The sequence below is a fragment of the Ferroacidibacillus organovorans genome, assembly GCF_001516615.1.
GTDB classification, from domain to species: Bacteria; Bacillota; Bacilli; order Alicyclobacillales; family SLC66; genus Ferroacidibacillus; species Ferroacidibacillus ferrooxidans_B.
In genome coordinates, this window is record NZ_LPVJ01000018.1 from 24,096 (window position 1) to 50,597 (window position 26,502).

At 52.5% G+C, this 26,502-nt stretch carries 22 protein-coding genes and 4 tRNA genes; 21 read left to right on the forward strand and 5 right to left on the reverse strand.

Annotation, left to right across the window (positions count from 1 at the left end):
• The first annotated feature begins 49 nt into the window (after positions 1-49).
• From dusB to ATW55_RS05610, 15 genes are all read left to right on the forward strand, one after another.
• Positions 50-1,057 (forward strand): tRNA dihydrouridine synthase DusB, encoded by a 1,008-nt coding sequence (gene dusB, locus ATW55_RS05545; protein WP_067713762.1) that lies wholly within the window; start codon positions 50-52, stop codon positions 1,055-1,057.
• A gap of 324 nt (positions 1,058-1,381) precedes the next feature.
• Entirely contained in the window at positions 1,382-1,858 is a 477-nt protein-coding gene (gene greA / locus ATW55_RS05550) for a transcription elongation factor GreA (protein ID WP_067713765.1), read from the forward strand.
• Between the two features lie 172 nt (positions 1,859-2,030).
• Positions 2,031-3,500, forward strand: a complete 1,470-nt coding sequence (lysS, locus tag ATW55_RS05555) for a lysine--tRNA ligase (protein ID WP_067714026.1) — start codon at positions 2,031-2,033, stop codon at positions 3,498-3,500.
• Between the two features lie 9 nt (positions 3,501-3,509).
• Positions 3,510-4,835 (forward strand): hypothetical protein, encoded by a 1,326-nt coding sequence (locus tag ATW55_RS05560; protein WP_067713768.1) that lies wholly within the window; start codon positions 3,510-3,512, stop codon positions 4,833-4,835.
• A gap of 566 nt (positions 4,836-5,401) precedes the next feature.
• Positions 5,402-5,476, forward strand: a tRNA-Gly gene (locus tag ATW55_RS05565).
• A 5-nt stretch (positions 5,477-5,481) separates the two neighbouring features.
• Positions 5,482-5,558 (forward strand) — tRNA-Ile (locus ATW55_RS05570).
• A gap of 10 nt (positions 5,559-5,568) precedes the next feature.
• Positions 5,569-5,645 (forward strand) — tRNA-Arg (locus ATW55_RS05575).
• Positions 5,646-5,654: 9 nt separating this feature from the next.
• Positions 5,655-5,728, forward strand: a tRNA-Gly gene (locus ATW55_RS05580).
• Between the two features lie 296 nt (positions 5,729-6,024).
• Positions 6,025-6,567, forward strand: coding sequence for an alcohol dehydrogenase catalytic domain-containing protein (locus ATW55_RS16715; RefSeq protein ID WP_235587016.1), 543 nt, complete (start codon positions 6,025-6,027; stop codon positions 6,565-6,567).
• Positions 6,555-7,040, forward strand: a complete 486-nt coding sequence (locus tag ATW55_RS16720; protein WP_235587017.1) for a zinc-binding dehydrogenase — start codon at positions 6,555-6,557, stop codon at positions 7,038-7,040. The genes ATW55_RS16715 and ATW55_RS16720 overlap by 13 nt, the downstream gene beginning before the upstream one ends.
• Before the next feature lie 90 nt (positions 7,041-7,130).
• Entirely contained in the window at positions 7,131-7,871 is a 741-nt protein-coding gene (locus ATW55_RS05590; RefSeq protein WP_067713772.1) for an SDR family oxidoreductase, read from the forward strand.
• Positions 7,872-7,949: 78 nt separating this feature from the next.
• Positions 7,950-8,669 carry a 3-ketoacyl-ACP reductase gene (locus tag ATW55_RS05595; protein WP_067713777.1) on the forward strand — a complete coding sequence of 240 codons (720 nt, stop codon included), beginning with the start codon at positions 7,950-7,952 and terminating at the stop codon, positions 8,667-8,669.
• A 759-nt stretch (positions 8,670-9,428) separates the two neighbouring features.
• The gene (locus tag ATW55_RS05600; protein ID WP_067713780.1) at positions 9,429-11,102 is read left to right on the forward strand and encodes a long-chain fatty acid--CoA ligase; all 1,674 of its coding nucleotides are present in this window, start codon (positions 9,429-9,431) and stop codon (positions 11,100-11,102) included.
• 17 nt (positions 11,103-11,119) lie between these two features.
• A complete protein-coding gene (locus tag ATW55_RS05605; RefSeq protein ID WP_067714030.1) occupies positions 11,120-12,076 on the forward strand; it encodes a phosphotriesterase family protein in 957 nt (318 codons plus the stop codon).
• A gap of 94 nt (positions 12,077-12,170) precedes the next feature.
• Complete coding sequence (locus tag ATW55_RS05610) at positions 12,171-13,844, forward strand: AMP-binding protein (RefSeq protein WP_067713783.1); 1,674 nt, start codon at positions 12,171-12,173, stop codon at positions 13,842-13,844.
• 94 nt (positions 13,845-13,938) lie between these two features.
• Here ATW55_RS05610 and ATW55_RS05615 read toward each other — a convergent pair whose 3' ends face one another.
• From ATW55_RS05615 to ATW55_RS05635, 5 genes are all read right to left on the reverse strand, one after another.
• Positions 13,939-14,682, reverse strand: a complete 744-nt coding sequence (locus tag ATW55_RS05615; protein WP_067713787.1) for an ABC transporter permease — start codon at positions 14,680-14,682, stop codon at positions 13,939-13,941.
• A complete protein-coding gene (locus ATW55_RS05620) occupies positions 14,679-15,578 on the reverse strand; it encodes an ABC transporter ATP-binding protein (protein ID WP_067713790.1) in 900 nt (299 codons plus the stop codon). The genes ATW55_RS05615 and ATW55_RS05620 overlap by 4 nt, the downstream gene beginning before the upstream one ends.
• Before the next feature lie 146 nt (positions 15,579-15,724).
• Complete coding sequence (locus tag ATW55_RS05625; protein ID WP_423742955.1) at positions 15,725-16,453, reverse strand: response regulator; 729 nt, start codon at positions 16,451-16,453, stop codon at positions 15,725-15,727.
• Positions 16,454-16,455: 2 nt separating this feature from the next.
• Positions 16,456-17,655 (reverse strand): sensor histidine kinase, encoded by a 1,200-nt coding sequence (locus ATW55_RS05630; RefSeq protein ID WP_067713798.1) that lies wholly within the window; start codon positions 17,653-17,655, stop codon positions 16,456-16,458.
• Positions 17,656-17,703: 48 nt separating this feature from the next.
• A complete protein-coding gene (locus ATW55_RS05635) occupies positions 17,704-18,684 on the reverse strand; it encodes an aldo/keto reductase (RefSeq protein ID WP_067713802.1) in 981 nt (326 codons plus the stop codon).
• 118 nt (positions 18,685-18,802) lie between these two features.
• Here ATW55_RS05635 and ATW55_RS05640 point away from each other — a divergent pair, with 118 nt between their 5' ends.
• The 6 genes from ATW55_RS05640 to ATW55_RS05670 all read left to right on the forward strand — a co-directional run bounded on the left by ATW55_RS05640 (position 18,803) and on the right by ATW55_RS05670 (position 26,452).
• Positions 18,803-20,854 (forward strand): S9 family peptidase, encoded by a 2,052-nt coding sequence (locus ATW55_RS05640; protein WP_067713804.1) that lies wholly within the window; start codon positions 18,803-18,805, stop codon positions 20,852-20,854.
• 268 nt (positions 20,855-21,122) lie between these two features.
• Positions 21,123-22,340: an MFS transporter gene (locus ATW55_RS05650; RefSeq protein ID WP_067713809.1), complete on the forward strand. Its 1,218-nt coding sequence runs from the start codon at positions 21,123-21,125 to the stop codon at positions 22,338-22,340.
• A gap of 48 nt (positions 22,341-22,388) precedes the next feature.
• On the forward strand, positions 22,389-23,675 hold the full coding sequence (locus ATW55_RS05655; protein ID WP_235587018.1) for an aminopeptidase: 1,287 nt from the start codon (positions 22,389-22,391) through the stop codon (positions 23,673-23,675).
• Positions 23,676-23,846: 171 nt separating this feature from the next.
• Entirely contained in the window at positions 23,847-24,455 is a 609-nt protein-coding gene (gene cysC / locus ATW55_RS05660) for an adenylyl-sulfate kinase (protein WP_067713812.1), read from the forward strand.
• Positions 24,456-24,536: 81 nt separating this feature from the next.
• Positions 24,537-25,559 (forward strand): DHH family phosphoesterase, encoded by a 1,023-nt coding sequence (locus ATW55_RS05665; protein ID WP_067713817.1) that lies wholly within the window; start codon positions 24,537-24,539, stop codon positions 25,557-25,559.
• Positions 25,556-26,452 carry a sulfotransferase family protein gene (locus ATW55_RS05670; RefSeq protein ID WP_067713821.1) on the forward strand — a complete coding sequence of 299 codons (897 nt, stop codon included), beginning with the start codon at positions 25,556-25,558 and terminating at the stop codon, positions 26,450-26,452. The genes ATW55_RS05665 and ATW55_RS05670 overlap by 4 nt, the downstream gene beginning before the upstream one ends.
• The last annotated feature ends 50 nt before the right edge of the window (positions 26,453-26,502 follow it).

The window sequence follows — 26,502 nt, forward strand, 5'->3', positions numbered from 1 at the left end:
TATTTACCTCTCTATCGATTCGTTTTTACATTTTAAGGAGATGGTTTGGATGTCAGCACACGGCGTTGTGCATGCACCGCTCCAAATTGGCGGTGTGGCACTCGACAACCCGGTGATCTTGGCGCCGATGGCGGGTGTCTGCAATCCACCTTTTCGCAATCTGGCAAAACGGTTAGGCGCAGGAATGGTTTGCGCTGAGATGGTCAGTGACAAGGCGCTTGTGCATAAGAATGAACGCACACAGCATATGTTGACCATCGTACCGGATGAACACCCTGTCAGCTTGCAACTGGTGGGATATGATATTGAAACAATGGTTCAGGCAGCAGAGATGGTCGGTAGTGCGACAAATGCTGACATCATTGATATCAATATGGGCTGTCCCGTTTTGAAGATCTACAAAAATGGATCGGGCGCCGCCCTTGCGAGGGACCCATCGTACGCGGCAAAGATTGTTGAGGCTGTTGTAAAACGCGTCAATAAACCTGTGACGGTCAAGTTTCGAAAAGGATGGGACGATGAACACGTCAATGCGGTGGAAGTGGCAAAAGCTGTCGAGGCGGCAGGTGCCCGTGCTGTTACCGTCCATGGTCGAACGGCGCGCCAAATGTACTCGGGTCGGGCTGATTGGTCGATCATCCGCGAAGTAAAGGAGGCGGTCTCGATTCCGGTGGTTGGAAATGGGGACGTTGACTCGCCTGAAGTCGCGCTGCAGATGCTTCAAGAAACGGGGTGTGACGCGGTGATGGTGGGCAGGGCTGCGCTTGGCTATCCGTGGATCTTTCGAGAAATCTCACACTTTCTCGAGACGGGAAACAAGCTTGCCCCTCCGGATGTGCAGGAGCGAATTGCAGTTGCGATAGAACATCTCCATTTGCTTGTGGAGGACAAAGGCGAGTATACAGGAGTGCGCGAAATGCGCAAACACGCGGGTTGGTATGTAAAGGGCATCCCTGGCGCGGCGGTCTTGCGTGATCGTATCAATCTACAGGAGACGGTGGCGGGTATGGAGGAGATGTTGTTGGAAATTCTTCATTCGTCCCGGGTGAGCGCGTGATGGTAAATTCATCCGAATGTTTCGAGGGTGTTTGTACAAGTATCCATCATTGACATGTAAAAGTTGCTTTGTGTGTAGGATAAAAAGAATTCCGATTTTTGACTGTGACGCTGATTCACAGAAGAAGATCGGCCGTTATCATCTCGTAAAATGGGACATTGAACATTCATTGACACTCCACAATCCATACCCTATAATTACCGCAGATTCTGAGTGAGAGTGTTTGTGACGCTTTTACAGATGGAGCATCCATGATGCTCATAGGACGATGAATGCGTTTTATAGGGGTCGCGGTGTGGCAAGAGGGGCAAAGGAGCGAAACACATGTCTGAAAAAGAAGTCCTTGTAACACCTGCTGGATTGAAAAAATTGGAAGATGAACTGGAACATTTAAAGTCTGTCAAGCGGCGTGAAGTTGCGGAACGAATTAAAGTGGCGATTAGCTATGGCGATATCAGCGAGAACTCCGAGTATGAGGATGCCAAGAATGAGCAAGCATTCGTAGAAGGGCGCATCATTACGCTTGAGAAGATGCTGCGCAATGCGCGCATTATCCATGATGAAGAGATCGACACGGGAGTCGTTAGTATCGGGTCGACGGTTACCCTTCGCGATATGGAGTTTAAAGAAGATGTCGAGTATCACATTGTAGGATCAGCAGAGTCTGATCCGACAGAGAACAAGATTTCCAATGAGAGTCCAGTTGGGCGGGCGTTGCTCGGAAAATCGGTCGGTTCAACGGTTGAAGTCACCGTGCCTGCGGGAACCATTCAATATGAGGTTCTCGATATTCGAAAGTGACTGCGGGGACGCCGATTCGTCGGCGTCTCTTTTTCGACGTATTGATTGAAACATTCCGATAATTACACAGAGCGATGAAAGGCGGACATTGGTTTTGGAAACAAACCTAGGGGATCTAAATGGACAGGCTAATGGATCAGAAGGGGAGAACGTCAGTCGCAGTGAGCGCGCGTTGCGTCTTTTGAAGCTTGCGGACTGGCGTGCGCTTGGCATTGATCCGTTTGGCCAGAAATTTGAAGTGACGCACCATGCCCAAGATGTACAGCAGATTGGTGAATCAATGACGCGAGAGGAACTTGATCAACAACGCATCAACGTAAAGGTCGCAGGGAGGATCACATCGCGGCGCGGTCACGGAAAGGCGCAGTTTGTCCATCTGCTGGATCAGGAAGGTCTGATGCAGATCTACGCGCGTGTTGATACCCTCGGCGCAGAAGGATATACACGTTTTGAGATGCTTGATATCGGAGATATTCTTGGCGTCACTGGATACCTGTTTAAGACGCAGCGGGGTGAAGTTACAATCCATGTTGAGTCGTTTGAGCTGCTGAGTAAAGCTGTCCGTCCGCTTCCTGAGAAATGGCATGGATTGAAGGATGTCGAGACGCGCTATCGCAGACGCTATGTCGATTTGATTGTCAATCCAGAGGTGCGCAACACGTTTATCAACAGGAGTAAAATTATTCAGTCCATGCGCAAGCATTTGGAGGCGCAAGGATTTCTTGAAGTTGAGACACCGACGCTCCACGCGATTGCCGGGGGCGCCGCGGCGCGGCCGTTTCACACGCATCACAACGCACTGGAGATGCCTCTTGTCATGCGAATTGCGCTGGAACTCCACTTGAAGCGTTTGATTGTGGGTGGGCTGGATCGCGTGTACGAGATTGGGCGTGTGTATCGAAATGAGGGGGTGTCAACAAGACACAACCCGGAGTTTACGATGATGGAGCTCTATGCGGCGTATATGGATTATGAGGATATGATGCGACTCACGGAGGGCTTGATTGAGCAGATTGCGCTTGACGTGTGCCACACGACGGAGATCATCTATGCAGATCGTCCAATTTCTCTAAAGACGCCCTGGAAGCGTGCGCATATGGTGGATCTGATTGCAGAAACCTGCGGGGTAAACTTTTTTGAGGTGAATGATCTGGATGAAGCGCGCGAACTTGCCCGCAAGCACGGTGTCACGTATGGTCAGAATGATCGCATTGGGCATATCATCAACGCCTTTTTTGAACAGAAGGTAGAAGAGACGCTTATTCAGCCAACGTTTGTCTATGGACACCCTGTGGAAATATCGCCGCTTGCGAAGAAAAATAAAGACGATCCGCGGTTTACAGATCGCTTTGAATTATTCATCTCAGCGCGCGAGTATGCAAATGCGTTCTCGGAGTTGAATGATCCGATTGACCAAAGAGAGCGCTTTGAGGCACAACTGCTGGAGCGTGAGCAGGGGAATGATGAGGCTCATGAAATGGATGAGGACTACATCATGGCATTGGAGTACGGCATGCCTCCCACAGGTGGCCTGGGTATCGGCGTTGATCGTCTTGTGATGCTTTTGACGGATCAGCCTTCGATTCGCGATGTGTTGCTGTTTCCGTTGATGAGGCATCAGGACGAAACTTCAAAGCGCTAGAGGTGTCAAATGACGTTATCGAGGATCGGGCATCGCAGAGAGATGAAGAAGGGGCGAGAGAAGCTTCCGTCACTTGCACAGTTTTTTCGAACCCCTGACGGTAAACCGATAATCGGCTTACGCTCGCGACACTCAACCCAATACCTGCTCTCTTCGCGAGAAGTCCCGGTCAGCGGTCTCGCATTTACGTATTGGTTGATGGCAACCTGGCAGAGGCAGTTTGGCAAGCGAGTTGAACGTGGATTTCCGTTTCGCGCGACGGGAGAGCTGCCGGTTGATCTTGACCCGCACGGATTATCACTGGTGGCACTTCCAGGCCTTCGCACGCAGTATCGAAGGACGCTTGATTCGTACCGTCGGATATATGAAGAAGCTGGCGTGTCGGGACTAAAGCGGCGCGCCCAATCGCGGCGCGATGCTGCGGAGGATGAAGTAAGCGCCTATTTGGCGATTCACTTTGGTGATCGACTGATTCGGCGATACGATTACATTCGCGGTTTGACACGCCCGATTCTTGAAGACTGTGCGGCGTTTGCGTGGTATAGCGCGCTTTCTGAAGAGGGACTCGCGCACGAAGAAGCGGCGCGCGCGGATTTGCTAGAGCGTATCAAACAGGATATCACGCGCCTTGCGGGTGAATATGTACCGTTGACACAGGATGTGCATGAACTGTCTGTCCATCAACCGATCCCTTATGCCGCGGCACTTGGACAACCTGAAGCGGCAGTGGATGCCGTGATGGATGGGCACATGTTGGAGGTGAAGACGGCTCGCCATCTCGCGGTGGAGGGTGCGTGCGATCAACTTTTTGCCTATTATCTGCTTGATCAACTTGAACGCGGTGATCGCTCGATCGAAACGCTCTCTTTTTATCTGGCACGCCACGAATGCTACGTATCAGCTAGCGTTGCGGAGATTCGCAAATCGTATCCGGTGGATGCGTTTTTCAAATTGCTGCTGGATGCGGAACGCGCACATGTCGATCGTGTGCTCAACCAGTCTTTTCTCGATTTCTGTGAGCATCAGCGGGCGACTTCCGGCGTGCGCGCCTGGGAAAAAGAAGATGAGATTGTCAGCATTGGACGCCGCTACGAGCGCGCGGGGCGCATTGGGGTAACAGAGATCGCGGCGGTGCGCGCTGTGCCGGATGTCTTGAATGTCTCGTTTGAACAGACGAACGATCAAGCGCTGGCGGGACGCATTCGCCAGATTGCGGAGGCGAATCGTCTCGAAGCGCAGTGGGAAGCGCTGTATGAGATGCGTCGAGAGGCGTATCTTCGTCAGTCTGTGAGCTTGGCGTCGCTTGAAAAAAAGGCGGGCGAGCGAGGCGTGTGAACGTTTGTTTTTGACAATTCGTAACAGTTTACAGTCGGTGCGCTAAAAACACAACTTGCATGCAACAGTACCCTTCATTCATTTACAGGAGTTCTATTCAGATCACGGGTCATATGTCCGATCATTGAGATGATCTGCTTTGCTCTGTTCGTACTGCCACAGGGTGTACACAAAGATCGCTTCCACATTATATACGTGTCTTCCCCGGGAAGTTCGTTCTCCCATTCTGCGAAGACAGGCGATCAACAAAGCCAACATCTTATCCCGGGGTGCTGCATACTCATGCAGACGTCTAGCAATCGTCTCTTTGCGTTGTAGTTGATCAAATTTCCGGTAGTCGACGCACAATGGAAAAGACGTGAGAATCTAGGCGACCAGTTGGATAAACACTGCCTGAAAGACTTCTGAATTCACGGTACATAGCCTGCGCGAAAGTTGCGATATGCTGATCGACCGAAGACCGGTGTCACGCTTAAGCGATCCACCGTGTAAAAAGGAGTTTCGAATCGATACCTTCAACGATCCTTGCCTTTTTGGATTGCCTGCGTTATAATACATTCTGTTGCGCGGAAGTGGCTCAGGGGTAGAGCATCGCCTTGCCAAGGCGAGGGTCGCGGGTTCGAATCCCGTCTTCCGCTCCATTGATGGGCCTATAGCTCAGTTGGTTAGAGCGGCCGGCTCATAACCGGTTGGTCCCAGGTTCGAGTCCTGGTGGGCCCACCAGGATCTTTAAGTGCCCGTAGCTCAGCTGGATAGAGTACTTGACTACGAATCAAGGGGTCGGGAGTTCGAATCTCTCCGGGCACGCCATATACATGTGCGGGTGTAGTTCAATGGTAGAACTTCAGCCTTCCAAGCTGATAGCGTGGGTTCGATTCCCATCACCCGCTCCATATTTTTTAAAAAGGATCCTGCTGGGATCTTTTTTTGTGCATAAAGGTTCTGTAAGTGTGTAGATGTGTGAGAAATGGTGACGGAGGATGAGCCACATGTGTTCGATCGCGCTGTAACTAAGCCCGTCCACCTTCTATAGTAACAGGACAACGTTTCAAACCCCATAATGATCGTAAATCAATCCCCAGTTTGTCTTCTTGAATTTCACCGGAGCGATAAATTTTATAAATATTTCCGGAGAAGTTCATAATACGTTAGTCTGTAACCAAAACAATGATGAGGATGTGCAGTGCATATGGCTATGATGAAAGCAGCCCAAATAGCTAAGCCTGGTGGACAGTTTGAAATCGTCGAAAGGCCCATTCCTGAACCAGGCAGAGGGCAGGTTCAGATTAAGGTGCAGGCTTGCGGTGTGTGTCACAGTGATGAGATGGTCAAGGAAGGGTTATTTCCTGGCATGGAGTATCCTCGAATCCCGGGTCATGAGATAGCCGGCGTCATTGAAAAAGTTGGCGAAGGGGTAACCTCCTGGCATAAAGGCCAACGAGTTGGGGTCGGTTGGCACGGCGGGCACTGCTTTACATGTGATGCTTGCCGCGAGGGGGATTTTGCAAACTGTGTTCATCGACTTACTTGTGGTGTTTCTTATGATGGTGGCTATGCGGAGTACATGGTGGCTCCACAGGAAGCACTTGCTCGAATTCCGGATGAATTATCGGATGCCGAGCTGCGCCGCTACTCTGTGCTGGCATCACAACATACAACGCGCTTAGAAATAGTGGAGCAAGGGGCGGAGATCTTGTTGCAATCCAAGGTATGGGCGGGTTGGGACATTTAGGAATCCAATATGCGAATAAATTGGGGTTTAACACAGTAGCACTCTCTCGTGGAAAGCAAAAAGAGGAACTTGCGCGCGAACTTGGAGCCCACTTTTATATTGATACAGCAACTGCTAATGTGGGTGAAGAACTTGCCAAACTTGGCGGAGCGCGTGTCATTCTCGCGACTGCGCCTAACAGTAAAGCAATAACAGAACTTGTTGATGGTCTGTCAAAGCACGGTAAGCTCCTCATTGCGGCAGCATCGGGTGAACCTCTTGAAGTATCTCCGCTGCAGCTTTTGCTTTTCGGGCGCTCGGTCGAAGGCTGGTATAGCGGTACTGGGAAAGACTCGGAGGATACATTAAAGTTTAGTGCGTTAACCGGTGTCCGCCCACGCATTGAAACCTTTCGTCTTGAACAAGTGAACGAAGCATACGAGCATATGATTTCAGGACAGGCCAGGTTCCGAGCGGTCTTGAAGATGTCGTAACCCAGATGCAGTTCTAGTTGCCCGAGTGCGTTTTCTGCTCGGGTAAACTATTCAGATCGCCGAGACGTCGGAAATGGAGAGAAAATCACAATGGTTGAAAATAAGGTAGTTGTTATCACGGGAGCCAGTAGCGGTATTGGACAGGCTACGGCAGCCCGTTTGGCACAAGGTGGAGCGAAGGTTGTTTTATCTGCGCGAAGAGCGGAACGCTTGGCAGAGACTGTACATCAAATTACACAAGCTGGTGGGATGGCAAGTTATTTTTGCGCAGATGTTACGTCGATGGAGGATGTACAGGGTTTGGCGGAGTTTGCCTTGAAGACGTACGGAACAATTGATGTCTGGGTAAATAATGCAGGGCTCATGCCACTCTCGTTCTTGAATAAACGCAAGGTTGACGAGTGGGACCAAATGGTAGACGTAAATATTAAAGGCGTTCTTTATGGTATTGCGGCTGCAATACCTATCATGGAGCGGAACCGTGGCGGCCATATCATAAATGTCTCTTCTGTCGCGGGCCATCGAGTTGGGATGGCAGGAGCAGTATACAGTGGAACGAAGTTTGCGGTTCGAGCCATCACAGAGGGTCTCCGTATGGAGTTGTCACCAACCTCTAATATACGCGCGACCATTATCTCGCCTGGATTGGTAGAGACGGAGTTGTTGACGACGATTACCGATCAAGATGCGCTATCTGCATTGAAGTCGCGGGGGGCGGCACAGGCATTGCAATCAGAAGACATTGCAAACGCAATCTTCTATGCGATTGACCAGCCGGAACGGGTGTCCGTCAATGAAATTCTCGTTCGGCCGACCACCCAACCCTCGTAGTTGTCTGTCTGGTTTTAACAAAACATGACGATCAAACCGGGGAGTAGAGAAAGATAAATTCAAATCTGAGGTGACGAAATGAGCTTGCATGGAAAAATTGCATTAATAACAGGGGCAGGAAAAGGGATTGGAAAGGCCATCGCTGTGAAACTTGCGTCTGAAGGAGTGCATCTTGGACTCCTTGCAAGGACGCGTACAGATCTTGACTCCTTGGCAATTACGCTTCAGAATTCACACGGTGTTCGAGTTAGTGCGGCTGCGGCGGACGTGTCGAATCGCACAGAGGTGGAATCCGCGATTGAAGTATTGAGCAAGGATTTGGGGCCGATAGACATTCTCATTAACAACGCTGGGACTGCGCAGTTTGGTTCAGTTGCTGAAATGAATCCGGAGGATTGGGAACATATTGTCAAAGTGAACTTGTTTGGAACCTACTATGTGACACGAACTGTACTACCAGACATGATGAGGCGGAATACAGGAAATATCATCAATGTCAGTTCTACTGCAGGTCAGAGAGGAAACGCAACAACATCGGCATATTCCGCATCCAAATTTGGCGTTATCGGGTTTACGGAATCACTGATGCAGGAAGCCCGTAAATTTAACATTCGTGTGACGGCACTGACCCCGAGTACCGTGAATACAGAGCTTGCTTCGAATATTGGACTGAAGATTGGCGATGAAGACCGCATGTTGCAACCAGAGGATGTGGCGGATCTTGTGCTTTCCATCCTGAAACTTCCACAACGGGTATTGGTCAATCAAGCTGGGATTTGGACTACGAATCCACAGTGATTCCTTGGTTTCGCGTTCAATTCCCTCCATCCGCTCCATCGAGAAAGTCAGAACCGTCTTGGATTGATTCAAATCTGAGGCGGTTTATTTTGTGTATTGTCTGATTCGGAATTGTAGGAGGTGTCATTTTCTGATGAAAAAGGCGTTTGTCCGTTTCAATGTTCGTGAAATGGTGCGTATCTTAAAGAAAAGGAGGGAATCGTGTGCGGAATCTAGCCGGATTCCTTTTGCTGATCTCTATATTCTTTTTGTTCTTCGTGGGTCTGCTACAGGTGCGATTCGATCTTGATTTTCTGGTAGGACTTTTCCTTATTGCGTTGTTCCTCTATCTGATCGGGGGTGGTCATCCACACTGGATTAGGCGAAGCTCTTCCTATCGAAGAGGCAGGCGAAGACATCGACGGCAATAAGAGGTTCCATGCAGTCATGTGTTGAACCAGATTTTCTTGACTGCGTGAGACGGGTGAAAAGTGATCAGACAAAAAGGCACTCCTCAAAAGAGGAGTGCAAGGATCTAGAGGGGGTAATCATCAACGAGATTCAGCTTAGCATTGATTGCTTGAAAGTACCTTTAACTAATCATTTTGCACTGCTTCATAGTGAACTGAAAATCGCGTGTGGAAACTGAAAATTTTATATTGACAGCGTTTTCTTCGTGGCGGATACTTATTTTATCAGTACTCTTTGTGCGATCAAATAGAATACGTCATTTTTTATCTGAATAGTATTCATAATATTCGATCTAAACGGAGGAGTGCCATGCTGACAAACCATTTTTGCCATTGGCCAAAACGGGTTCCGTTCAAGCTCACCGTCCCTGGGACAACGCTTTACGACAATCTCGCGGTGTCAACCCGGCGCTATCCCAATAAAGCGGCCATTCATTACTATGGTGCGACACTCACCTATCGGCAGCTGAAAGAGCAGGTTGATCATGTTGCTGGTTACTTGCGACATGTGTGTCAAGTAAAAAGAGAAGATCGCGTGATTCTTTACATGCAGAATTCACCGCAGTATGTCATCGCGTTTCATGCGATTCTGCGCGCGGGCGGAGTTGTCGTACCTGTGAATCCGATGAATTTGACAGACGAGCTGGCCTTTTATCTCGAAGACAGTCGCGCGTCCATCGCCATTGTTGGACAGGAATTATACCCTCGCATTGCGCCGCTTCACATCGCAGGGAGTTTAGCCCATGTGCTTTGTGCAGCCTATTCTGATTACCTTCCCGCATCATCTGTGTATGAGTTGCCAGAGGAGGTGAAGGCGAGCGCTCAGCGTGAATTCACGTCACCCGTTGCGCTTTGGAGACAGGTGTTGGCGCAAAAGGTGGAGCCTGGACCGGAGATCGGTGCAACCGATGATCTCGCGGTGCTTCCTTACACATCAGGCACCACAGGACGCCCCAAAGGATGCATGCATACGCATTGCACGGTGCAGGCCAATGTATTGGGTGCTGTACATTGGTTTGGCGCGACGGCAGACGGTGTCATCTTGACGACACTGCCGTTGTTTCACGTAACCGGGATGGTTCACAGCATGCTCATATCCGTTTATACGGGTGCCACCATGGTGATCATGACACGTTGGAATCGAGAAGTGGCGGCGCAACTTATCGAGCGCTTAGAGTGTACACACTGGACCAACATAGCAACGATGGTCATTGACTTTTTAGGGAATCCGAACCTGGGTCAATTCAATCTGTCCTCTCTTGCGGTCATCGGTGGAGGCGGTGCTACGCTACCAGAAGCTGTCGGTGAACAACTGCTCAAACGCACTGGGCTTCGCTATGTGGAGGGGTACGGTTTGTCAGAGACGATTTCGCAAACCCACTTTAATCCGCCTGACCGTCCGAAGATGCAGTGTATGGGCGTGCCGTCGTTTAACGTCGATGCGCGTGTAATCGATCCGGAGACCATGCGCGAGTGCGGACCTCATGAAGAAGGAGAAGTTATCGTTCACGGGCCGCAGGTTTTTCTCGGATATTGGCAGCGACCGGACGAGAATCAAAAAGCCTTTATCGAATTGGATGGGAAGCGTTTTTTTCGCACAGGCGACATCGCACGGTATGACGATGAAGGTTACTTTTTTATGGTGGATCGTGTGAAACGCATGATCAATGCCTCTGGGTTTAAAGTGTGGCCGACAGAAGTGGAGGCACTTCTCTACGGACATCCGGCGATTGAACAGGCTTGTGTGATTGGCATTCCTGACGAGCGAAGGGGAGAAACCGTTAAAGCATTTATCGTGCTAAAGCGGGATTCGAGTTCTTCCGTTACAGCAGAAGGCATCATGGAATGGGCAAAGGATCATATGGCCGTGTACAAATGTCCAAGAGTCATCGAGTTTGTCGAACGATTGCCTGTATCAGGCAGTGGCAAGGTTTTGTGGAGAGTGCTGCAGGAGCAAGAGCAAGCCAAACGTTTGAGAACGTAGGGGAAAGGGTGATCGTTGTGGCGAAAATTCAAACCTTGACAGGTGCGATTGACAGCTCAGAGCTTGGCATTACGTTGATTCATGAACACTTGCGGGTACGCTCGGAATCGGTGGCGGTTCAATTTCCCCATCTGTATGATGATGAACGCGATTTTCAAAAAGCTGTCGAACAGGTTCTCGCGGTAAAGGAGCGGGGAGTCAAGACCATTTGCGATCCGACAGTTATGGAGTTGGGGCGCGATATTCGGTTTATGGAGCGTGTCGCGCACAAAACAGAGATGCAGATCATCGCTGCGACGGGGATTTATTCCTATCATTACATACCGCCGCATTTTCAAAATCGCGACATTGATTATATGGCAGATTTGTTTGTGCGCGACATTGAGGCGGGAATACAAAACACATCGATCCGCGCGGGGTTTCTAAAGTGTGCGACGGATGCCCAAGGGGTCACGCCAGATGTGGAAAAGGTCATTCGCGCGGCGGCGCGCGCGCACAAGCAAACGGGCGTTCCTATCATGACGCATTCTCATCCGGCAAGTGGAACCGGATTGAAACAATTGGATCTCTTTGAAGATGAGGGCGTTGATCCAAGTCGTGTATTGATTGGACACTGTGGCGACACAGACAGTCTGGAGTATATTTTAAAGGTTTTGGAGCGAGGTCCGTTTATCGGAATGGATCGTTACGGGTTGACCTATCCGTTTGGCTGTTCAGCGGAGCGACGCAACGATACCGTGGTTGCTTTAGCCAAACGTGGCTATGCGAACAAAATGTTTTTGTCGCAAGACTATTGCTGCACGATTGACTGGTTTCCGCCTGAAGCGGCACAGGCCATGTTTCCGAAATGGTCGATGTCATACGTTATTGACGAGATTCTTCCGGAGTTAAGAGAGGCCGGAGTGACGTCCGAACAAGTGCAGGAGATGATGGTTGATAATGCGCAAAGGTGGTTTGAGGGCAGTCGAGATTGAGGTATAGCGCAAGAGAAATGATGAAGGAAAGATGGTATTCATATTCACATGGTGAAAAGGGTGCGCGACAACGGTGCGCTGGAACGGGGGGCCTATGAGCAAATACGGGGAGAAACCTTGGCTGCGTCACTATTCTTCCTTTGTACCAGGCGAACTGCCTGCGCCTGAAGGTACGCTTTTGGATCAATTGCTCACGCGAGCAAAAGCAACGCCCGATGCCCCAGCCTTTCACTATTTTGACGTGACGGTGTCGTATCATCAATTGGATGAATGGTCAACGCGCCTTGCGGCAAAGTTTGCGCAGTGGGGGGTCGGACGCGGCGACCGTGTCGCGATTTACACACAGAACAATCCAGCCTTCCTGATCGGTCAGTACGCGGCGTGGAAGCGCGGCGCAATCGTTGTTCCGCTAAACCCTATGTTTAAGGAAAAGGAATTGGAGTATCACTTGAATGATTCAGGCGCAAAGGTCATGGTGGCTTTGGAATCGCTGTATGAAACATGTGCAAAATCGGTCGTTCCAGTTACATGTGTGCAAAACGTGGTGGTGACGCACGAGACGGATTTTCTGACGGAGGGGCACGTGGCAGCAATTCCAATGTTTCGTGAAATCGTGCGCGCAAAGCAAGGCGATGCGGATGATTTGATGGAGGTGTTAGTGTCGATGTCCGCCGATGATTCGGTGTGCGTCGCGAATCGCCCTGATGACATTGCCTTTTTGGTCTATACGTCGGGCACCACAGGAAATCCAAAAGGAGCGATGAACCTTCACCGCAACGTACTCTTCAACGCCACGGTGTACCAGACGTGGATGCAAATGGGGGAGATGGATCGCATACTCGGTCTTGCTCCGCTGTTTCACATCACGGGCCTGGTGGGGCATGTTGCGCTGTCGATGCAGGCGGGAGCGCCGCTTGTATTATTCCATCGTTTCGACCCGCAAGAAGTCTTCCGGTTGATCCAAATGTGGCAACCCACCATGACCGTTGCATCGATCACGGCATTCATTGCCCTGATGAACCATCCCGCCAGCCGTACGGCAAATCTGCAATCCTTGACGAAATGCTATAGCGGTGGTGCGCCGATTCCCCCTAGCCTTACTGAACAATTTGAGGAAAGGTTTGGTGTGTACATTCACAACATTTACGGATTGACGGAGAGCAACTCACCGACACACGCCGTTCCGCTTTATCAGCGCGCTCCTGTGGATCCGCAAAGTGGCGCGTTGTCCATCGGTCTCCCTGTTCCGAACTGTGAAGCGAGGATCGTGGAAGTCGAGAATCCGCAACGCGAGGTCCCGGCCGGGATGGCAGGGGAGTATGCTGTTCGCGGCCCAATGATTTTCGCGGGTTATTGGAATAAGCCGGAAGCTACGGAAAAAGCGTTTCACGAAGGGTATTTTTTGACCGGAGATGTAGCCGTGATGGATGAGGGTGGATGGTTTTATATCGTCGATCGAAAAAAAGACATGATCATCGCGTCCGGTTTCAAGGTGTGGCCGCGCGAGGTTGAAGATATGCTTTATCAACATCCGGCAGTGAAGGAAGCGGCTGTCATCGGAGTTCCTGACGCGTATCGCGGGGAAACGGTCAAAGCGTTTATCGCCGTGAAGGACGAGTATGTAGATCACGTCGAACCTGAGGAAATCATCCAGTTTTGCAAAAAGCGGATGGCGGCTTACAAGTATCCCCGCCAAGTCGTGATCCTGCCTGAACTGCCCAAAACGGCAACAGGGAAATTCTTGCGCAGGGAGTTGCGCGCTCATTAAGTGCATCAGGTTCAAGTACGGAGTCTGTACCAAAATGTGCATGACAGAGAGCGATCCGGTTCTACGCCGCGCGGCTGTCAACCGGATCGCCTTTTCACATCTGCGCTTTTGTATCGATCCTGCGTTGCAGCGCGACAGAGCCGATAAGAAACAAGACCGTCCAACCGAGCAGGACAAGGATGTCCGACGCTTGAATGGATTGGCCTGCCAGGATGCGCCACGCGGGGTGGGCATAATGGTATGTAGGCGTCCATTTTGCGATGGTCTGCATGACGCTTGGCAACGCCTGAATGGGGGTCCACAGCCCGCCCAGCATAGAGGCCACCAGGTACATCAGTGTTCCGAGCGGTTGCGCCGCGTTGCCAGTCAGTCCGATGAATACGCCAAGCGCGGCAAACGGCAGGGAACCAATCCAGAGCCAAAGCGTGATCGCAAGCCATGCGCCGCCAGAGAGCGAGACATTCTGGGAGAAGTGCGCGACGAGAAAAATGCAGAGAATGATAAGGAGAGAGAGTGTCAACTGCGTCAAGATTTTCGCGAGCGCGTATCCGAAGGAGGAGAGCGGGGTTGTTCGCAAATAGCGCACCCAGCCGCTCTGCCGTTCTGCGGCCAATCGTACGCCAAGCGTATTGATCGAAGATCCGACGACACCAAACGATGCCATGGAGACCATAAAGTAGTGACTCCAAAACGTCCCCGCAATTCGCAGTGCGCCACCTTGTTGATTGATAAAGACGAAATAGAAGATGACAGGCATTCCGAGTGTGAGGAGAAAAAAGCGGCGATCACGCATTGTGCGGATGAGCTCGTATTTCCAGTAGTTCAAGGCTGCTCTCACTGTGCTTCCCCCCCTTCTTCAGTCAGGCGCACAAATGCGTCTTCCAAGCCCCCGCCGTGCACCTGAATATCCCGGATATCCCATGACTCGAGGATGAGCGTTTTGAGTAGCGCGTCCGAATTCTGCGTGCGCACGGTCACCTGCCGCCCCACCGTCTGCACATCCGTCACATCAGGGAGTCTCCTGAGTCGCTCGAAATCGATGTCTGAACCCGCGACAAAAGAGACGGTGCGTCCGCCGAATTGCATCTTGATCGACTCAGGAGGTGCGTCCGCTATCACAGCGCCATTTTGCATGACGACGATGCGGTCAGCGAGCATGTCAGCCTCTTGCAGATCATGCGTTGTCAGCATCAACGTTTTGCCTGCGCGTAAAAATGTGCGCACCTCATCCCAAAACGCCCTGCGGGACGCCACATCCATACCGACGGTTGGCTCATCAAGAAAGAGGACGTCCGGGTCGCCAGCCAAGGCAAGCGTGAACTGAAGTCGTCTCATCTTTCCGCCAGAGAGCTTCTGTGCCATCGTTTTTTGATCTTCTGTGAGTCCGCTCACCTGCAGCAGGCGATCTGTCGGCAGCGGCCTTGGATAGAAGCCGCGAAACATGTCGATCGTCTCGCGCACGCTGAGCCGCGGCGGGACACTGACCTCTTGCAGCATCACACCGATGCGCTCGTGCGCCGCCGCCGTTTTGGGATCGCCATCAAACAGGCGCACGCGGCCGGACGTTGGCTTTGTCAAACCGAGCATCATCGCGATGCTCGTCGTTTTTCCGGCCCCGTTTGGACCGAGTAGCGCCACAGCATGTCCGCGCTCCATCACAAAGCTCATCGAATGGACGGCGCGCTTCTTGCCAAACACTTTTGAGACGTTTTCCATCTCGATGACCGTCGACACGGGCTTTCACTCCTGCGTTCATCAGACTTCCAATCTGGGTATAAGTGTAGCGTGCGCGCATGGATCGCGCATCCATCTACAGCGTGAAGAGGTTTCTCTATCTGTAGATAGAGAAACCTCTTGCTGTGGGAGCTTTAGGAGGACTGTCAGTGTACGAGTCCGCAGCGCAGGGCGTAAACGACGGCCTGCGTTCGATCTTCTACATTCAGTTTTTGCAGGATGCGGTGCACATGCGTTTTGACTGTTCCTTCGGAGATAAAAAGCGACGTGGCGATCTCTGTGTTGCGCTTTCCATAGGCCATCTGCTGCAAGACGTCGACTTCGCGCTCCGTCAGCGGTTCGGCAAGCGTCTCCTGCTGCGAAGACACAGGTAGATTCGCGCCGTCATTCGATGCTGATTCCGAGGCAACATCCTGCACAGTTTCGTGGGACGATTGCCGAGAATGGGACACGGCTTGCGAGATCATTTTGGCCGCAAAACAGGTGCGGTACACAGCCTGGCCACTGCGCACGGCGCGAATCGCGTCAAACAGATCGCCTGTACTCGCGTCTTTGAGGAGATAGCCGACAGCCCCTGCCCGAATGCCTTCAAAAACGTATGCCTCGTCATCAAATGTGGTGAGCAGGATGATCTTGATCGCAGAATCAACTTGCAGGATGGCTCGCATCGCTTCGATTCCGTTTGCGTTTGGCATCCGGATATCCATCAAGATCACGTCGGGTTTCGTCTCTGCAGCAAGCGAGACGGCCTCTCGTCCATCACACGCTTGCGCGACCACCTGAAAATCGGATTGTGTGCCAAGGATGTAGATGAAACCTTGGCGGATCAGCGCCTGATCGTCGACAACAAGGATGCGGATTGGGGGAGGAGTGATCGTCATATCGGCGCTCCTTTCAGCCAGGGTTCGGTGAGCGGTAACGTGGCCTCGACGATCATTCCGTGAGGCTCTCTTGCATAAATGGCAAGCGATCCGCCAGCCTGTCGACAGCGCTCCCGCATTTGGGCGATTCCATAGCCGTCAGGAGGATTGGACTGCGCTGTGAAGCGGCCTTCGTCGATGATGTACAGGATCACCTGTTCATCCGTTTCTTCAACCTGCACGGTCAGTGCGGCAGTCTCTGCGTGCCGCACCGCGTTTGTCAGCGCTTCTTGCAGAATGCGATACATCGTTGCGCTGAGCGTGCCTGACCATTCCGTCTGTCTCGTGTCTGCGTGAAAAGCGCAGGGGATGCCTGTACGCACCTCTATCTGGTGAACAATTCCGCGCAAAGCTGAGAGACCGAGTTTTGTCTCATCCTTCGACCACACTTTCACGGCGTCCCGCACATCCGACATGGATTCGCGCGCGACACGCAAGAGTTCGGGGATTCGCGCTTTCGCGCCACGCGGGTCATCGGGCAACATGAGATCGATCGCTTGCAGCGAAACGATCAGTGATGTGAGCTGGTGACCAACACCGTCGTGAATGTCGCGCGCGATGTGCGCCCGCTCTGCGAGTGCGGCAGACTGCATTGCTTCGGCGGTTGCCGCCTGCAATTCGTCGTGCGCGCGCTGCAGTTGTTGGTGTGCCACTTCAAGCTCGGCGAGTCGCGCGCGATCAAGTTTTCGCGCTTCGCGGCGCACGCGTGAGGCGTAGACACCTGCGTATGTCCCGATGAGCGGAAAGAGCACCTGCGGAATGTTTTGCAGATCACGGCCTATGCTGATAAAACTTGCGGCGATCAGGCTGAGAAGAACTTGGATGGACTGACGGCGAGAGAGTCGCGGTATGGCTGCAACCGATCCGGCCGGAATGATGAGCAGGTTTGCAACGCTCGGTTGCAGGTGAAAAATGTTGACGGCAATCAAGCAGTAGACGGCGGAGCCGTAGAGGAATCCCAAGATCACAGGCATTGGCTTATAGCGTATGGGAAGCCAAAGGAAGATTGCCCAGAGGAGGACGTACGTATAGACCCAAGGTCGCGCTGAGAGGGAATCCCAGTATTGAAGCCCGTAAATGGCAACGATGATCAACATCGTTAGGGTGAGGCGCCTGAAGCGGCGCGCTTCGTCACCTGCAGGGGATGCGCTTGTCACCGTTCACCGACTCCCGACCTTGGATCATCTCGTATCGTCATCATTCAATCAGCGGAATCCAAGCACAGGGTGTGGCACGTACGGTTCTTCCATGCGCACAATCTCTTCTTCCGTAAGTTTGACGGAGAGTGCGGCGACTGCGTCGGCCAAATGGTGCATCTTGGTTGCGCCGACAATTGGTGCGGTGACCGCCGACTTTTGCAGTACCCAGGCAAGTGCGACTTGCGCGCGCGGAATTTCTCGTTTCGCGGCGACTTCGGCGACGCGCTCGACGACCTTTTTGTCGGCATCAGCCGTGGCTGCATAGAGTGTCTTTCCAAATTCGTCTGTCTCTGAGCGTGCGCTTTTCTCATCCCAGTCGCGTGTGAGTCGGCCGCGCGCAAGGGGGCTCCAGGGGATGACGCCGATTTTCTCGCTCTCACAAAGCGGGAGCATTTCGCGCTCTTCTTCGCGATAGAGCAGGTTCACATAATTTTGCATGGTTGCAAAGCGTGTCCATCCGTGCTTTTCGGAAGTATGTAATGCTTTGAGAAACTGCCATGCGTACATGCTGGACGCGCCGATATAACGCGCTTTGCCTGCCTTTACCACATCGTGCAGCGCCTCAAGCGTCTCTTCAATCGGGGTTTGGTAATCAAAGCGATGAATTTGATAAAGGTCGACATAGTCTGTTCCGAGACGCACGAGACTTTTGTCGATCTCGCTCATAATTGCTTTGCGGGAGAGTCCAGCGCCATTCGGGCCAGCGTGCATGCGCCCGTGCACTTTCGTCGCGATTACCACCTCGTCGCGGATCGCGAAATCGCGTAGTGCGCGGCCGACAATCTCTTCGCTGGTGCCGTCAGAGTAGACGTTTGCCGTGTCGAAAAAGTTGATGCCAAGCTCCAGCGCCCGCTTGATAAAAGGGCGACTCTGTTCTTCATCAAGCACCCAGCGATGGTTTCCCCGCTCGGGAACCCCATAGCTCATGCAGCCGAGGCAGATGCGGGATACGTCAAGTCCAGTATTTCCCAGTTTAGTATACTCCACGTCGCTCTTCCCTCTTTCTTGTGGTTTGTCTTTATTCTAACGTTTTCTTCAATACGTGGATAGGCGAACCTTGAACGTGGTGCTATGATGGGAGGGATACGTTTAGAGGGGGAGTTTCATGAGAAGCCCGATGGCAAAGCGCATTCCGTATGTACATACACTGCATGGTGATCAACGCGAGGATGACTATTATTGGCTGCGTGAAAAGACGAACCCTGAAGTCTTGGCATATCTCGAAGAAGAAAATCGCTACTATGAAGAGAACATGAAGCCGCTCGAGGCGCTCAAAGACCGCATTTTTGAGGCGATGAAAGCGCGTGTCCCGGAGGAAGAAGCACAGGTTCCGGTGCAAAACGGGGACTATTTTTATTACGCGCGGCAGGAAAAGGCGCTTCAGTATCCGATCTATGCAAGAAAGCGTGCTGTGCATCGCGGCGAGTTGAGTGACGCACAGGAAGAAATTGTGCTTGACCTAAACGTTTTGGCGCAAGACGGCGGCTATCTGAGTGTGACTGTTCAGCGGGTCAGCCCTGACCAGATGAGACTCGCCTATCTTGAGAATCGGGATGGCACGGATCAATACACCGTGTATGTCAAAGATTTGTCGACAGGGGAACTCCTCTCGGATCAGATTCCATATGTGTTTATCGCGGGGAGCCTTGAGTGGGACGCGACGGGGAGCTATCTGTTTTATGTCACCGTTGATGAGACGCAGCGCCCGTATCGGCTTTATCGACACGAACTTGGAAGTGCGCAGGAAGACGAACTAATCTATGAAGAGCGTGACACGGCGTTCACGATCGATTTGTACAAGTCGCGCTCAGGTCGCTTCCTCTTTCTCCAGAGTTCAACCAAGACCACGAGTGAAGTGCGCTTTTTGAATGCGGAAACACCGCTTCAGCCGTTCCAGCTTTTTGCGGCGCGCAGAGCGGAAATTCTTTATGAACTGGAACATTGGAAAGAAGACTTTCTGATCCTGACAAATGAGAATGCGGTGAATTTTACCTTATTTAAACGCTCGACCGGGGATAGTGAAGGCGCTTGGCTTGAATTGTTTCCGTATGATGAAAAGCGCTATCTCCAGGCGGTACATCCATTCGCGGATCATCTGCTGCTCGAGGGGCGAGAGGGCGGATCAACACAGATCTGGCGCTATCAGGATCGACAACTGGAACCGCTCACCTGGGACGAAACGGTATACACCGTGAGTGTCGGCAGGAATCCCGAGTATATGGCGCAAGAAGTGCTCATCGAGTATCAGTCCTTCCTGACACCGCGCACAACGATTGCGCTCAATCTTTGCGATGGGGAAAAGACGGTGTTGCAAGAGAGTCCTGTGGCTGGTGATTATGCGCGAGATGACTATCGCCAAGAGCGGCGATTTGCCGTCGCACAGGATGGGACGCGTGTGCCGTATCTTTTGGTGTATCATCGCGAAGCACTGGCGAAGGGGCCTGCCCCGCTCCTGCTGTATGCGTACGGCAGTTATGGGATCAACATGGACGCCAATTTTGATGCACAGCGCATGCCGCTGCTTGACGCGGGTTTGGTATTGGCGATTGCACAGATCCGCGGTGGATCAGAGATGGGGCGCACGTGGTATGAGGATGGAAAACTGTTCAAAAAGAGAAACACCTTCACGGATTATATCGCGGTTGCAAAGGATCTGATCGCGCGCAATGACACGGCTCCTGAGTTACTCGCGGCGCGCGGCGGGAGCGCGGGTGGACTCTTGATGGGCGCTATCGCAAACCTCGCGCCGGAACTTTTTCAAGTCATCATTGCGGACGTTCCTTTTGTGGACGTTGTGACGACGATGCTTGACACGACGATTCCGCTTACGAGCCTGGAGTGGGACGAGTGGGGGAATCCGCAGGATGCGGCGTACTATGCCTATATGAAATCATACAGTCCGTATGACCAGGTTGAGGCTAAGGCGTATCCGCACATGCTCATTACAACTGGGTTGAACGACCCGCGCGTTGGCTATTTTGAGCCTGCGAAGTGGGTGGCGCGTTTGCGCGCGATGAAGACGGATGATCGGATGTTGCTTTTAAAGACGCATATGGGGGCAGGTCATTTTGGCTCGTCCGGGCGGTTCAGCCACATGCAAGAGATGGCAGAGCGCTATGCGTTTATGTTCCACCATCTCGGGCTATCGTTTTCGTGATCATGCGGGGTGGCTGAATGCAGGCCACTCCGCCTTTTTCGCCGCGGGATGGAAGATTTTTCTTTGAGGTGAAAGAGACTTGATTGAATCTTGAAATTCACGTATGATATTTCGGTATACGTAATAAACGAGAGGCGTCTTCGGATGTTCCCGAGCGCACTCAACGGCACGAATCGATAAAGTCCGACTTTTGGGATTTAACCTGTTTTTTGCGATGCAGGCCGTGTCTATATTTTGCAACAAAAGTTTAAGCGATGGAGTGATCGTCATGTCGTCAAACGCAGATTCAAATGGAGCCCCTGCCCCCTCTGGCACACACGGGCACGGGGCGTTTTCCCTCTCCTTTTTCCGTCAACCGCTCGCCGTCTATGCTGTCGCGTTCGCATGCGTCATCGCATTCATGGGTTTGGGCTTGGTTGATCCGATCCTGCCCGCCATCTCGAAACAGCTGCACGCCACACCCAGTCAGGTGGAACTCCTTTTTAGCAGTTATAATCTCGTCACGGGGCTCGCGATGGTTATCACCGGGGCGGTTTCTTCACGCATCGGATTTAAGCCGACCCTTTTGACAGGCCTCTTGATCATCGTCATTTTTTCTGCGCTGGGCGGCAGTTCACACTCCATCGCGGAGATTGTCTGGTTTCGCGCGGGATGGGGCCTTGGCAATGCGCTTTTTATCGCGACCGCGCTCGCCGTGATCGTCGGCGTGGCAAGCGGCGGAACGGCGGGCGCGATCATTCTCTATGAAGCGGCGCTTGGCCTTGGCATCTCCGTGGGGCCGCTGCTTGGGGGAGAGCTTGGAAGCATTTCCTGGCGTGGCCCATTTTATGGCGTGTCAACACTCATGGCGCTTGCCTTCATTCTCGTTTCCGTCTTGTTGAAAAAAGTGCCACGCGCGACCCGTCGCTCAAGTGTTATGGAACCGTTTCGCGCGCTTCGCCACAAAGGTCTTTTGACCATGGGAATCACGGCATTCCTCTATAATTTTGGGTTTTTTACATTGCTTGCGTATACGCCGTTTGTCCTCAATATGGATGCGCATCACCTGGGGTATGTTTTCTTTGGCTGGGGTGTTGCGCTAGCCGTTACATCCGTCTTTGTCGCACCGAGTCTGCGCGTTCGCTTTGGTACGCGCGCGACACTCTACGGAGTGCTCGGATTGATCGCGCTCGATCTTTTCGTCATGGGACTTGGCCTTTCCTCGATTCCGCTGCTAGTCGTATGTGTCATCGCGGCAGGGGCTTTACTCGGGATCAACAACACAGTCATCACCACCGCCGTCATGGACGTTTCACCTTTTGAACGGCCGATTGCGTCAGCGGCATACAGTTTTGTACGTTTCATGGGCGGTGCAATCGCACCGTGGCTTTCTGGAAAATTGGCCGTCTGGTTCAATCCGCACGTACCTTTTTATGTGGGAGCATTTGGGGTTTCTTTGGCGGTGCTCACACTGATCATCGGTCGCAGACAACTCGCCAACGTGTGAGGACGTGTGGGCTTTTTGCCGTTTTGTGGTAGGCTAGAAAGGAATGAAATGTGGCAGTACAATCCGCAGATGGAGTGGGGGCCGCTGATGATGGAAGATCATATCCGCAAATACGCCGAACTCGCTGTGCGCGTCGGTGTCAATGTACAACCTGGACAACCGCTGGTCATCGGATTTGGATTGCGCCAGGTTCTCCCTGAACATATTGTGTTTGCGCGTCAACTCACGGAGGCGGCTTACGCGGCAGGCAGTTCGTATGTCCATGTGGAGTGGGGCGACGAAGCGTGGAGCCGGGAGACGCTCAAGCACGGGTCCCTCGCACTGCTTGATCAGCGCGCCGCGTGGCATGCACAGTGGATTGAGAAGCTCGCGGCAGAACAGGCGGCGTTTATCGCAATCTCGGCGACTGATCCCAGTCTGTACGACGGAATCGCGAGTGATCGCGTCCACCAGTACAACACGTCAGTGGCGAATGAGCTGCGCGCGTTTAACCAACAGCGCACGAACGATCAGTACGCGTGGACGATCCTTGCGGCGCCGACGCAGGCGTGGGCAAACTGGGTTGAACGTCACCTTCCCGAACGGGAGCGCGTCGCCGCGCTGTGGGATGACATTCTTTTTTGCACGCGTGCAACGGCCGACGATCCAGTCGCAGAGTGGCAGGCGCACCTCCACTCACTGTCTGCGCGAAGCGCCTGGCTGAATGAACTGAACATCGCGAAGTTTCACTATCGCTCATCAGGAACCGACCTTGAGATTGCGATGCCAGACGGGTACTTTTTTACAGCGGCGCAGCACAAGACACCTTCGGGTGTTTCGTTCACCGCGAACATTCCGACCGAAGAGGTCTACTCCGTTCCCAAACGCACAGGGGTAAACGGCTATGTAACGAGCACGATGCCGCTCAATCATCAGGGAAGTCTCATCGAGGGCATCTACTTGCGCTTCGCGAACGGGCGCATCGTGGAGTATCGCGCAAGCAAAGGGCAGGATGCACTGGCAAGGATCGTCGAGGCGGATGAAGGAAGCCACTACTTGGGCGAGATTGCGCTTGTGCCGAAATCCTCACCAATCGCCAAACGTGGGCGCCTGTTTTACAACACGTTGTTTGACGAAAATGCGTCATGTCACCTTGCGATCGGCGAGTCGTACCCATTGATTCAGGGCGGCCATTTGCTCGCTCGGAGTGAATGGGCTGCAAACGATTTGAATGAAAGCGTCAAACACGTCGACTTTATGATCGGATCGGATGATTTGAGCATTGACGGTGAAGATCGCGAAGGACGCGTTATTCCGATCTTCCGCGATGGAACGTGGGCAAACGAACTTTGTTAAGCGGCGCTGAAGCAAGCCCCTTTATTCGATGAAAAACCCAGCGGCGATTCCCGAAACGTGGGATGTGCGTTGGGTTTTTCGATGAGGGGTCGAAACCGCTTATAAAATCATCTATACTGTCACTATAGATCGTTAGAAAAGCCAGAATGGCGAGAGGTGCGTATATCGTTCGTGGATCACACATCGAATTTGACGGAAGTAAAGTTAACCGTTACAAAAGAAGATTTTCATAGACAAAACGGCCATCGAAGTGCGGCGATCTGGCTGACGGGATTGTCAGGGGCAGGCAAATCGACGATCGCAACGGCACTTGAGACTGAGCTTTATCGTCGCGGTATTCATACGTATCTATTAGATGGAGATAATGTGCGGCTTGGATTAAATCGAGACTTGGGTTTCTCAGAAGAAGACCGTCGCGAGAATATTCGGCGCGTCGCTGAGGTGTCGAAACTGTTTGTCGAGGCGGGAACCGTGGTGATCGTCGCGTTTATCTCTCCTTATCGCAAGGACCGTGATGAGGCGCGCGCACGGTTTGAAGAAGGCGAGTTTCTTGAAGTGTTTGTGGATTGCCCAATCGATGTTTGCGAGGAGCGAGATCCAAAGGGGCTGTATAAAAAGGCAAAGGCGGGTACGATTCTGCAGTTTACGGGAATTTCTTCCCCTTATGAGCCGCCGCTTCATCCCGAGTTTCATCTGCGAACAGATCTGAACGCACCTGAAGCGTGTGTCGCGCTATTGGTCGAAGGGTTGCTTGAGCGGATCACGCTGCAAGAATCATAAGAGAGCAAGGCTGCGACCTGGAATACAGGGTGCCGCACCATTTTTTGATGGACGGGGGCGCCTTTGGTGAGGAGTTTCAAAATGACTGTCTATCAGGACTATGAGAACGTCAAGTCTCAGCTTCTCTCGGAGCGCCAGTTTGTCCTTGTAACCCATCGCCGTGGAGACGCGGATTCGGCGTGCGTATTTGCGCTTGCAGAGGCGCTTCAGATCTTGGACAAGCGTGTGGAGGTACTCCACGATGTGCCGGGGTATCTCGACTGGCTGTTTGCTCCGTATCGTCAGCAAACGGTTGATAATTCCCAACCTGTCTGCTTTGTCGCGCTCGACACGGGAAACTATGCGCGCCTTGCGCTGCCAAAAGAGATCCGGGAAAGCGTCGGGGAAATGATTCGCGCGGCGGGACGGGAAGATCAAGTGGATCAAGGCGCACTTCACGCGTTGCTCCCTTTTGATCTTGTCATCGATCATCACGCGTCCAATCCAGGATACGGACGCTACAACTGGATTGACCCAAAAGCGAGCAGCACATCTGAACTGTTGACGATGCTCTTGCTCGATCTGGAGCGAGAGACGGGCAAGTCGCTTTTTACCGAAGCGATCTGTCAGAGTCTGTTTGCCGGGATTGTGTCGGATACGCAGTGGTTCTTGCGCGATACGACTGCGCGCACGTATGAGATGGCAGGTGTCATTGAGCAGCGCGCAACGCTTGACAAACCGGATATTGCGGCGAATCTTATGCAGCGTTCGCCGGCCTATTTTGGTTTGGGATCGGTCCTGCGCAAAAACGTGCGCAGGACAGAAGCGCTCGCGTGGTCCTTTCTTGATCGCGCGTCTATTCGCGCGTATGGCGCAGAGCCTGAAGAAGCTGCGCTGCTTATTGAAGAGCTTGAAAAGGTACCCTGCAAGATTGCCGTCTTGTTTATTGAAGAAGAATCTGGCGTCATTCGCGTACGCCTGCGCGGCAAAGGGGTGCCCATCCTAGAACTCGCGAAGCGTCACGGGGGTGGCGGTCACTTGCGACGGGCTGGCGTGATGTTAAAGAGTCGCCAAGAAGTCGCCCGCTTTGTTGAAGACGCAGCAAAGGAGTCGATGCGCGCGTGATTCCCAATTTTTTGATCGTCGGCGCTGCCAAGTCAGGGACGAGCTCTTTGGACCGATATTTGGCGCAACACCCTGAGATCTATATCCCCACAAAAAAAGAAGCGCATTTCTATTCGATTCCAGACTTTCCTGAGCGATTCACGGGGCCTGGCGATGAGGGCATGAACGACGAGACGATACGTCAGCGCGCCGACTATGAGGCGCTTTTTGACGCGCGAACGGATGAGCCTGCGGTGGGAGAGTCGTCCGTGTTTTATCTCTACTATCCGGGGACGGCGGCACGAATTTATGCGGATAACCCTGAGATGAAGATTATCATCGTGCTGCGCGAACCTGTAGCCCGCGCGTATTCGGCGTATATGCATCTGATCCGCGATGCGCGCGAGACTCTTTCGTTTGAAGACAGCCTCGCTGCTGAAGAGGAGCGCAAGAAAAAAGGATTCGAGCCGATGTGGCTGTACCGCGATCTCGGGCGCTACAGCGAACAGATCGAGCGCTATTTGGACGTGTTTGGCGCAGAGCGGCTTCACGTTATGCTGTTTGATGAGTTTACAAAACAAAGTAAACACTATGTACGCGGGGTGTTTCGTTTCTTGGGCGTTGACGAGCATGCGCGAATTGACACGCAAATGCATCACAACGAGTCAGGTGTGCCGCGCTCGCGCGCCGCGTTTGACTTTGTGTCAAAACCGCACCCTCTCAAAGAATGGGTCAAGCCGTTCATTCCGCAAAGTGTCCGCGAACGGCTCGGGAATCGCGCCAAGTCGATGCTTCTTGAGCGTACTTCCATGCGGTCAGAGACGCGGCGGGAACTGTCTGCCTATTTTGCGCCAGACATCGCAAAACTTGAAAAGCTTCTTAAGCGGGATCTTTCGCATTGGAAAAAATCGTGATGCCCGCGTGTGCGGTGTATAGATTGGCGATTGGGAGCGGTGAAGTGTAG

Bases quoted from the DNA above. Each gene is read 5' to 3' on its own strand.
- ATW55_RS05560 (WP_067713768.1), top strand. From the start codon at position 3,510: ATGACGTTATCGAGGATCGGGCATCGCAGAGAGATGAAGAAGGGGCGA.
- ATW55_RS05665 (WP_067713817.1), top strand. From the start codon at position 24,537: ATGACTGTCTATCAGGACTATGAGAACGTCAAGTCTCAGCTTCTCTCG.
- ATW55_RS05650 (WP_067713809.1), top strand. From the start codon at position 21,123: ATGTCGTCAAACGCAGATTCAAATGGAGCCCCTGCCCCCTCTGGCACA.
- ATW55_RS05590 (WP_067713772.1), top strand. From the start codon at position 7,131: ATGGTTGAAAATAAGGTAGTTGTTATCACGGGAGCCAGTAGCGGTATT.
- ATW55_RS05600 (WP_067713780.1), top strand. From the start codon at position 9,429: ATGCTGACAAACCATTTTTGCCATTGGCCAAAACGGGTTCCGTTCAAG.
- dusB (WP_067713762.1), top strand. From the start codon at position 50: ATGTCAGCACACGGCGTTGTGCATGCACCGCTCCAAATTGGCGGTGTG.
- ATW55_RS05610 (WP_067713783.1), top strand. From the start codon at position 12,171: ATGAGCAAATACGGGGAGAAACCTTGGCTGCGTCACTATTCTTCCTTT.
- ATW55_RS05640 (WP_067713804.1), top strand. From the start codon at position 18,803: ATGAGAAGCCCGATGGCAAAGCGCATTCCGTATGTACATACACTGCAT.
- ATW55_RS05655 (WP_235587018.1), top strand. From the start codon at position 22,389: ATGTGGCAGTACAATCCGCAGATGGAGTGGGGGCCGCTGATGATGGAA.
- greA (WP_067713765.1), top strand. From the start codon at position 1,382: ATGTCTGAAAAAGAAGTCCTTGTAACACCTGCTGGATTGAAAAAATTG.
- ATW55_RS05595 (WP_067713777.1), top strand. From the start codon at position 7,950: ATGAGCTTGCATGGAAAAATTGCATTAATAACAGGGGCAGGAAAAGGG.
- ATW55_RS16715 (WP_235587016.1), top strand. From the start codon at position 6,025: ATGGCTATGATGAAAGCAGCCCAAATAGCTAAGCCTGGTGGACAGTTT.